Here is an 8,406-nt window from a genome sequence, read left to right as displayed (position 1 = left end):
CTGTCGCCTATAGCAATCGTGCCAATATTTACCGCGTTGAGGAGAACATCGCTGACGCAATCGCCGACTACGATCGGGCGATCGATCTCGATCCCAACTTAGTCATCGCCTATTACAATCGGGGGATTTGTCATCGCCAAGTTGGCAACCATCAAGCCGCCATCGACGATTATACCCAGACTCTAGCACTCGATCGCCAATATTTTTATGCCGCTTACCATCGGGGGAATGCCCGTAAATATCTAGGCGATCGGCATGGCGCGATCGCCGATTATACTTACGCCATCTGCTACGAGCCGAATCATTTGCACGCATACTACAATCGCGCGATTACGCGGGGCGAAATTGGCGACGTGCAAGGCGCGATCGAAGATCTCGAACGCGCGATCGAATTGTCCCCAACCTTTGCTGCTGCTTACTATCAGCGGGGCTGGCTGCTGGCGACAAACCACGAACCTCAATTTGCCCTGGCTGACTTTCACCGCGCGATCGAACTAAATCCCCACTATCTCGAAGCCTATTATCAACGGGGCTGCACATATCACAGCTTGGGCGATTTATCGGCGGCGATCGCCGATTTTCGCTCCGCCCTCACGATCGATCCTCGGTACGCACCCGCCTATTACCAACGGGGCAAAGTTCATTATCAAATCGGCGATCGCGCTGGCGCAATTAGTGACTATCATCAAGCGGCTAATCTCTATCTCAATCGCGGCGATAGCCAAACTTATCAGCACATATCACAATTGCTCGATCGGGTGAGTAGGGGTTAGGGATTAGGCTTTAGGCTTTAGGCTTTAGGCTTTAGGCTTTAGGGATTAGGAATAATGGGGATCGAACATATCGAACATACGTCAAGTAGCTGAAGTCGATCGATTTTTGCCAGCATAAAATAGAGACATCACCCAAACATCGGCTGCTAACATGATGAGATCGTGATGTAGTTGAGCCGATCGACAACAGTAGCAATGTCTAGAGAGTGGACTTTTATGAGTAACGATATTAACTATCTGGAGCTAATCGATTCATACATCCGCAAGCATCCAAATCGTCAACAAGAATACTTTAAATTTTTGCACGCTAATCGCAATAATGATGTCAATCAGTTGTCTTATCGATTTTTGCGGGCTGAATATTTGCAAGCTAAATGTTCGAGTTTTAAGGTTTTTCCATAAAAGATAAGTAAGCGGGTGCAATCGTTTATAAAATAGATGATGCCTGAAACCTAATTGGTGGGCAGCGACGCGCGCTTTGCGCCGCCCCGTTCTGGAGGTTTCCTCCAGGTTGAGGGCGGTAAGACAGGAGGTTCCCTCCAAGTTAAGCGCGTCAAGACAGTGCCCACCCTACTTTTCTGATAATCATCTAAAGTTGTCACGATTTTTCAGACAATCTTTACTGATAACCTGCGGCTTGAATGGAGAATAGATGAGCATAGCGCCCGCCAGCTTTTAATAGTTGTTCGTGGGAGCCTTGTTCGATGATTTCACCACTTGCCATCACAACAATTTTATCTGCCATTCTAACGGTTGAAAAGCGATGAGAAATTAACACCACCATCCGATCTTGAGTCAGCGATCGAAAGTGGTTAAAGATATTCATTTCTGCTTCAGCATCCATCGCCGCAGTCGGTTCGTCGAGGATCAAAATATCCGCATCCGATCGCATAAATGCCCGTGCCAGAGCGATTTTCTGCCATTGTCCGCCCGATAGTTCTTGTCCGCCTTTAAACCATTTACCTAACTGAGTATCAAATTTTTCAGGTAGTACATCGATAAAGGGTGTTGCCATGCCTTTACTCGCGGCAATTTCCCACTCTTTACGATCTTCAAGATGCTCGATATCACCAACGCCGACATTTTCGCCGACGGTAAATTGGTATTGGACAAAGTTCTGAAAAATCACGCCGATTCTACGTCTTAATACATCTACATCCCAGTCTTGGAGATCGACGCCATCGAGTAAAATTCTACCGCTTGTAGGTGTATATAGGTTGGTTAATAGCTTAATCAAGGTAGTTTTACCGGAACCATTTTCACCTACGATCGCGAGTTTTTCGCCTAATGGTAGATGCAATGAGATATTATTTAGAACAGGTCGATCGCTTCCTGGATAGCTAAACGAAACATTCTCAAAGCGAATTCCATCGCAATCGATTCCTTGGGTGATTCGACCTTGCGATTGGGGCATGGGTTGGTCTAAAAATTCATAGAGATTGGCAAGATAGAGATTATCTTCATACATGCCGCCGATCGAAGTTAGAGCCGATGCAAAAGTTGATTGTCCCTGTCTGAATACCACCACATACATCGTCATTTCACCCAGACTAATGACCCCCGCGATCGCTTCAAAGACAATCCAAGCATACGCTCCATAAAAAGCCACCGTACTGAATAAGCCCAGTAAATAGCCCCAGAAGCCCTTCTTAATCGTCAGAGCGCGATCTTCCTCATACAGCATGTTGAAGATATTCCGGTACCGCTGCAACAGCATGTCACCGAGCTGATAAAGCTGCACCTCTTTGGCATAATCTTCTCTGGCTAATAACGTCTCTAAATAGTGTTGCTGGCGGGTTTCTGGCGATCGCCAGCGAAACAACCGAAACGCATGTTCGGAAAATCTCGTCTCGGCAATAAACGCCGGAATCGCCGCGACAATTAGCACCGCCACCGCCCACCCCGAAAATCGCCATAGCAAGCCGCTAAAAGTAATCAGGGTTAGTGCGGACTGACACAGCCCAAACGTGCGGGTAATCAGCGATAACGGACGGCTGGAGGCTTGCGATCGCGCCTGACTCATCTTGTCATAAAATTCGGAATCCTCAAAATGCGCCAGATCTAATGTCAGCGCTTTTTCGAGGATCGATTCATTAACACGTTGCGCCAATAATACCCGTAGTAATGATTGACAGACGACTAAACCCTTTTGTGTAGCTGCGAGTAGCACGATCGCGATCGCTTCTACAAATACATACATCAGCGCCTGTTGTCGATCGACTTGCAAACCACTCTGATTCGCCAGCACCACGTTATCGACAATTAATTTACCCACAAACGCGATCGTACTGGGCAATAACCCCCCAGCTAAAGTCAAAATTGCCAGTGATACCGTCAAAGTATGGCTGGTTGTCCAAACTAAATCTAAAGCTTTGCGGCTGTAGCGAAATACCGATAGCGATTGGCGGACATTTTTACCTAATTGTTTTAGTCTCGATTCGGCAGAGCCGACGCTACGCGAACGAACGGACTTTTTCTTACTCGTTATCATTAAATTCTTCGGAGAGCTGTTCGAGCGATTGTAAAATTGTATGGCGCGAAATTTGGCGATATTTTGAGTCTAATTTTGGCTCAAATTTCTTTTTACCAGTGCTGCTTTTTTGTTTTAAACTATTTTCGAGTTTGGGTTGCGCTTGTAGTTGCTGTTCCCAGGCGATCGCATCGGCGAGAAACTCTAGATAATGCGGATATCTTTCCCACTCGCCCCGCACGATACAATTGGGTTCGTCGCGATGGGTACAATCGCTAAACTGACAATTTCCCGTCGCCAATCGCTGGCGGATCTCTGGAAAATATCCAGATAATTCCGGCGGCGCACACACCAGATCTGGTTGATTGAAACCCGGTGTATCGGCGATCGATCCACCCGTCGGGATCGGGAATAATTGGACGTGGCGAGTGGTATGTCTACCGCGACTGAGTTTGCCCGAAACCGTTGCCACGCGGATATTAGAATCGGGAATTAGGGCATTAGTCAAACTCGATTTACCGACACCCGAATGTCCCGCAAATACCGTAATCTGGCGATCGAGTTCTAGTTGCAACTCCTTTATCCCTAGCCCAGTTTCCACACTAATAACGATCGGCAGGTACCCCCACTCACTCAACCGATCGCACCATTCCTGTCGCTCTACGTCGCTGACTAAATCGCTCTTATTCAGGCACAGGCTGACCTGTAAGCCCGTCGATTCGGCTTTGACGAGAAATTTGCTCAACAAAAACGGATCGAGGGCTGGTTCTGCCAGCGCGAACACCAGTAAGATCCGATCGGCATTAGCTACAGGCGGTCGATCGAGCAAACTATGACGGGGAAACACATCAGTTACGACACCTTTTAAACCTTGCCAATCGACCTCCGAGATCGTCACGCGATCGCCGACAATGGCACTCACACCAATCTTTTGCAGCCGTGCGCGACGGGTACACAAGATGAGTTTTCCCCCCACCTCCGGTGTCTGTGGATCGATCTGCACGTTGCAGAAATTAGCTTGAACGGCGATGACGGTACCCACCAATGATGGGGGGTTACTATCGGCAGGGTCTAAATTTTGGGGCACTGAGAATGTCGATCGTAAGAGTTATCTATCTCTATGATAATTGTTCTAAGCTAGCAAAAGATAAAGGTAACTTATTAGTTATGAGAGTACCGACGATTACGACACTATTCACCCGTTGGCATTTGCCCAAGTATAATAGAAAGCAAGCTTTACCAGATAAAACCGATGGTCGCTCATTCCCTCTACTGGACAACCGCAGATCTCGATGCCATGCCGGATAATGGTGGCTGGTTGTGCCATGAAATAATTGAAGGAGAACTATTTGTGACTCGTGCGCCCCATATTCGCCATCAGGGTATCAGTGGTAACATTCATTTTGAACTAGAACTTTGGTCGAGACAGACTAATCTGGGAAAACCATTTCAAGCTCCTGGCTTAGTTTTTACCCTGACAGATGCGGTAATTCCCGATGTGGTATGGGCGAGTCAATCGCGATTAGATCGCGGTATCGATGAGGCAGGACATTTGACGATCGCACCAGAATTGGTAGTAGAAATTCTCTCTTTAGGCGCACAAAACGAGCAGCGAGATAAAAGTATCAAACTGAAGTTATATTCCCGTTATGGCGTGCAGGAATATTGGATTGTCAATTGGCAATTACAAACTCTAGAAATCTATCGCCGCACCGATGCTCAATTGCAATTAGTAGCGACACTTTTGGCTGGCGATACGCTGACTTCACCATTATTACCTGGATTTAAAGCGGAGATCGATCGGCTCTTTTTGTAAGATTTAGACAGTTAATTAATGTTGGAACTGTGATTAGAACGATTAATCGATGAACTATGATTAACAAAGATACTCATCAAATCATCATTAATCACAGTTCAGACACCAATTTCAAATAGTGGTATAGTTTTCCTATCATATTGACCCGATTGCACATGATTGCTGCAAAAGAACACTTTCCCCAACTGACCCCAGCAGAATATCTAGACTGGGAGGAACAGCAAGAGCTTCGCCACGAATACCTCAATGGCGAAGTTTATGCCATGACTGGTGGCACCATGAATCATAGCCAGATTGCTGGAAACTTTATTACTCTACTCAATATTCATCTACGAAGTAGTGGCTGTCGAGTACTTAATGCTGATGCTAAAGTACAAATCGCAGAATCTAATGACTATGTATATCCTGACGTTAGTGTCACCTGTGACGAACGAGACAAAACCGCGACTAAGTTTATATCTCATCCCTGCCTGATTGTTGAAGTTTTATCTCCCAGTACGGCAGCTTATGACAGACGGGATAAATTTAATTTCTATCGACGTTCTGATAGTTTGCAGGACTATGTTTTAGTCGATACACAGAAGATTGAAATCGATATTTATAGTAAAAACGATCGCGGTAGATGGGAGATATTGAGCTATGTAGCAGGCGATATTATCGAGCTAAAAAGCATCGATCTGACTTTCTCAATCGATCGAGTATTTGAAGATATTATCTTTGATTCAGAGCCAGAAATTTAAACAGACACATGAAAATATTTGATTTATTTCTCGATCGATTTCAATATCGTTTCCATCAGATTATCGACTACCCGCGATCGCTCGATCGGCATAATTTCTCTGACGTGTAAAATATTTTGGGATATATGATAATAAACCAGCGTTCCAATAAATAGTAAAGTCGCTGCTTCTGGATCGGATATTTTTAATTCTGGATGTGAAGTTATATATTTGCACACCACATCACTGACAGGTTTGAAAAGATTGACAACACATGTTTTTGCTAGTTCTGGAAAGCGACCAGACTCGCCGATGATCGTTCGCATAAAGCAGCTAAATTCTTCATCTTCAAAGCTCTTGAAAGTAACTTCAGCGATATCTCTTAACACGATTTTGGGTTCTCCAACGAGTGGTTCACCTCCAAAAGTTGACTTAAATTTTCTCTCTCCTAAGTTTTCAATTAAAGCCTGAAACAATATTCCTTTATCTTTAAAATAGCTGTAGACTGTCGGTTTTGATACGCCAGCAGCAGCAGCGACTTTTTCCATACTCGTACCCGCATAGCCGCGCGCCAAAAACTCCTGCATCGCTCCTTGCAGGATCTGCTCGACTTTTTCCCCCTGATGTTCTGCGTTCAAATCTCTCGCCTACGTCAACCTGATTTTCAATAGCTCTCCACTACATTCTATTCTAAGCAGCTAATCACTATTTTTTACTTACTTGACTAAACCGTTTAGTTAAAATATACTTGGATCGTCGGCTAACCTACTAAACGGTTTAGTAAATTTATAGCGAAAGAGCATGTTGCAAAAATCAGATAAATTGCCCTGGTGGAAGGCAAGTTGGCGAGTGCGGCTAATTTTGGCAGCGATGGCATTGCTCGGTATTGGTATCCCTATCTACATCCACCAACAGCAAGCAGCGCAGCAGCAACAACAGGAACAGCAGCAATTGACAGCCGTAGTCGCGCCCACAACCGTGACAGCATTGGGGAGATTGGCACCCAAAGGGGAAGTCATCAAGCTATCTGCACCGACATCTGGCGAGGGAGTCAAAATCGCGAAACTGTTGGTAGAGGAAGGGGCGACAGTTAAGGCGGGACAGTTAATCGCAATTTTGGATAATCAGGGGCGCTTGCAAGCGGCGGTAAATGAAGCTACAGCCAAAGTCAACGTTGCCCGAGCAAGTCTGGTAAAAGTCAAAGCTGGAGCCAAGCCGGGCGAAATCAATGCCCAACAAGCCACAATTGGGAGGTTGCAAGCAGAACAAGGGACGGGCATAGAAGCCCAAAAAGCCACACTAGCCAGAGTTGTGGCGGAAACAGCTACTCAAATCGAAGCCCAGCAAGCCACAATTGCCAGAGTCAGAGCCGAGACAGCCACCCAACTCGAAGCCCAAACCGGAGCTATTGCCGAAGCCCAAGCTGGACTTGTCAACGCTCAAGCTGAGGATAGACGCTATGCTACTCTGGCTCGACAAGGAGCGGTGTCGGCATCTAGCGGCGATAGTAAGCGGCTAACCTTGCAGACAGCTCAGCAGAAAGTAAATCAGGCTCAAGCAAATTTAAAACGGATTGAATCTTCCGGTAAGCAACAATTAGCCGGAGCTTCTGCCAATTTACGCCGGATTCAAACATCGGGACAGCAGCAAATTATCGAAGCAAAAGCTAATTTACGCAAGCTTGAAACATCTACACAACAGCAGATTAAAGAAAGTAAATTTACGCTCGATAAAATTGCTGAAGTGCGTCCGGTAGATGTGATGTCCGCCGAAGTAGATGTCAAAAGTGCGATCGCATCTCAAAAACGTGCCGAAGAAAATCTCGCGCAAGCTTATATTAAGTCACCTTTAGATGGTCAGATCCTAGAAATTTTTGCCCGTCCTGGGGAAGTAGTCGGTACTAATGGCATCGCCGATATTGGTAAAACTAGTCAAATGTATGGAGTAGTAGAAGTTTATCAAAGTGATATTAATAAAATTCGGGTCGGGCAGAAAGTAAAAATCACTAGTATTTCTTTACCTAACGAATTACAAGGTACGATCGAGCGAGTTGGTATTCAAGTCAAGCGGCAAAATGTCATTAATGCCGATCCAACTAGTAATATTGACGATCGAATTATTGAAGTTCATACTATATTAGATCCAGAATCTAGTCAAAAAGCTGCTAAGTTTACTAACTTACAAATTCGAGCAGTAATTAATCTCAATTCTTTGTAAGTTAAAGCTTGTTAATCGACTGTGAAAGCGTAAATTCTAGATGGTGAGCAGTGCCCACCCTACTAAATATCTGCTGGCAATATGCTGAAACTTATCCAAAATCTGACTCGTAGAACTCCACTAGGCTGGCTCCAACTCACTCAGCATAAAGGTCGATTTGCAGTAGCAATCTCCGGCGTGGCATTTGCGGACTTGTTGATGTTAATGCAATTGGGTTTCCAAGGTGCCCTATTCGATAGTGCCGTTGTCTTGCACTCAAAATTAAAAGCAGATATATTTATCATCAGTCCCCAGGCATTAAATATTGGAGCAATGTCTACATTCCCGCGCCGCCGACTATATCAGGCGATGGATGTAACTGGCGTAAAATCAGCAGAGCCAATGTATGTCAGTCTAGTGACTTGGAAAAAT

The 8,406-nt window shown here is 45.3% G+C and carries 8 protein-coding genes and 1 pseudogene; 6 read left to right on the top strand and 3 right to left on the bottom strand.

Features of this window, described 5'->3' with window-relative positions:
• Both RMO35_RS20345 and RMO35_RS20340 read left to right on the top strand, forming a co-directional pair.
• A partial coding sequence (locus RMO35_RS20345) for a tetratricopeptide repeat protein (protein WP_309743665.1) occupies positions 1-773 on the top strand: 773 nt, incomplete at its 5' end.
• A gap of 216 nt (positions 774-989) precedes the next feature.
• On the top strand, positions 990-1,175 hold the full coding sequence (locus RMO35_RS20340; protein ID WP_309743663.1) for a hypothetical protein: 186 nt from the start codon (positions 990-992) through the stop codon (positions 1,173-1,175).
• A gap of 217 nt (positions 1,176-1,392) precedes the next feature.
• Here RMO35_RS20340 and RMO35_RS20335 read toward each other — a convergent pair whose 3' ends face one another.
• Both RMO35_RS20335 and rsgA read right to left on the bottom strand, forming a co-directional pair.
• Complete coding sequence (locus tag RMO35_RS20335; RefSeq protein WP_309743661.1) at positions 1,393-3,264, bottom strand: ABC transporter ATP-binding protein; 1,872 nt, start codon at positions 3,262-3,264, stop codon at positions 1,393-1,395.
• Positions 3,251-4,330, bottom strand: a complete 1,080-nt coding sequence (rsgA, locus tag RMO35_RS20330; RefSeq protein WP_309743659.1) for a small ribosomal subunit biogenesis GTPase RsgA — start codon at positions 4,328-4,330, stop codon at positions 3,251-3,253. The genes RMO35_RS20335 and rsgA overlap by 14 nt, the downstream gene beginning before the upstream one ends.
• A 165-nt stretch (positions 4,331-4,495) precedes the next feature.
• Between rsgA and RMO35_RS20325 the strand changes: the two genes are divergently transcribed.
• Together RMO35_RS20325 and RMO35_RS20320 are read left to right on the top strand one after the other, a co-directional pair.
• Complete coding sequence (locus RMO35_RS20325; RefSeq protein WP_309743657.1) at positions 4,496-5,059, top strand: Uma2 family endonuclease; 564 nt, start codon at positions 4,496-4,498, stop codon at positions 5,057-5,059.
• A gap of 155 nt (positions 5,060-5,214) precedes the next feature.
• Entirely contained in the window at positions 5,215-5,799 is a 585-nt protein-coding gene (locus RMO35_RS20320) for a Uma2 family endonuclease (protein ID WP_309743655.1), read from the top strand.
• Between the two features lie 23 nt (positions 5,800-5,822).
• On the opposite strand, the gene RMO35_RS20315 is transcribed toward RMO35_RS20320, so the two are convergent.
• On the bottom strand, positions 5,823-6,416 hold the full coding sequence (locus tag RMO35_RS20315; protein WP_309743653.1) for a TetR/AcrR family transcriptional regulator: 594 nt from the start codon (positions 6,414-6,416) through the stop codon (positions 5,823-5,825).
• A gap of 163 nt (positions 6,417-6,579) precedes the next feature.
• On the opposite strand from RMO35_RS20315, the gene RMO35_RS20310 reads away from it, so the two are divergent.
• The gene (locus RMO35_RS20310) at positions 6,580-7,995 is read left to right on the top strand and encodes an HlyD family efflux transporter periplasmic adaptor subunit (protein WP_309743651.1); all 1,416 of its coding nucleotides are present in this window, start codon (positions 6,580-6,582) and stop codon (positions 7,993-7,995) included.
• Between the two features lie 81 nt (positions 7,996-8,076).
• Positions 8,077-8,406 (top strand): annotated as a pseudogene (locus RMO35_RS20305) (ABC transporter); the annotation flags it as partial.

The sequence above is a fragment of the Chamaesiphon sp. OTE_20_metabat_361 genome (assembly GCF_031364565.1).
The sequence above is the reverse complement of the archived record's forward strand: the minus strand, read 5'-3'. Positions and strand labels throughout refer to the sequence as shown.

Coding starts and splice junctions, on each gene's coding strand:
- RMO35_RS20340 (WP_309743663.1), top strand. CDS start 990: ATGAGTAACGATATTAACTATCTGGAGCTAATCGATTCATACATCCGC.
- RMO35_RS20335 (WP_309743661.1), bottom strand. CDS start 3,264: ATGATAACGAGTAAGAAAAAGTCCGTTCGTTCGCGTAGCGTCGGCTCT.
- RMO35_RS20325 (WP_309743657.1), top strand. CDS start 4,496: ATGGTCGCTCATTCCCTCTACTGGACAACCGCAGATCTCGATGCCATG.
- RMO35_RS20320 (WP_309743655.1), top strand. CDS start 5,215: ATGATTGCTGCAAAAGAACACTTTCCCCAACTGACCCCAGCAGAATAT.
- RMO35_RS20310 (WP_309743651.1), top strand. CDS start 6,580: ATGTTGCAAAAATCAGATAAATTGCCCTGGTGGAAGGCAAGTTGGCGA.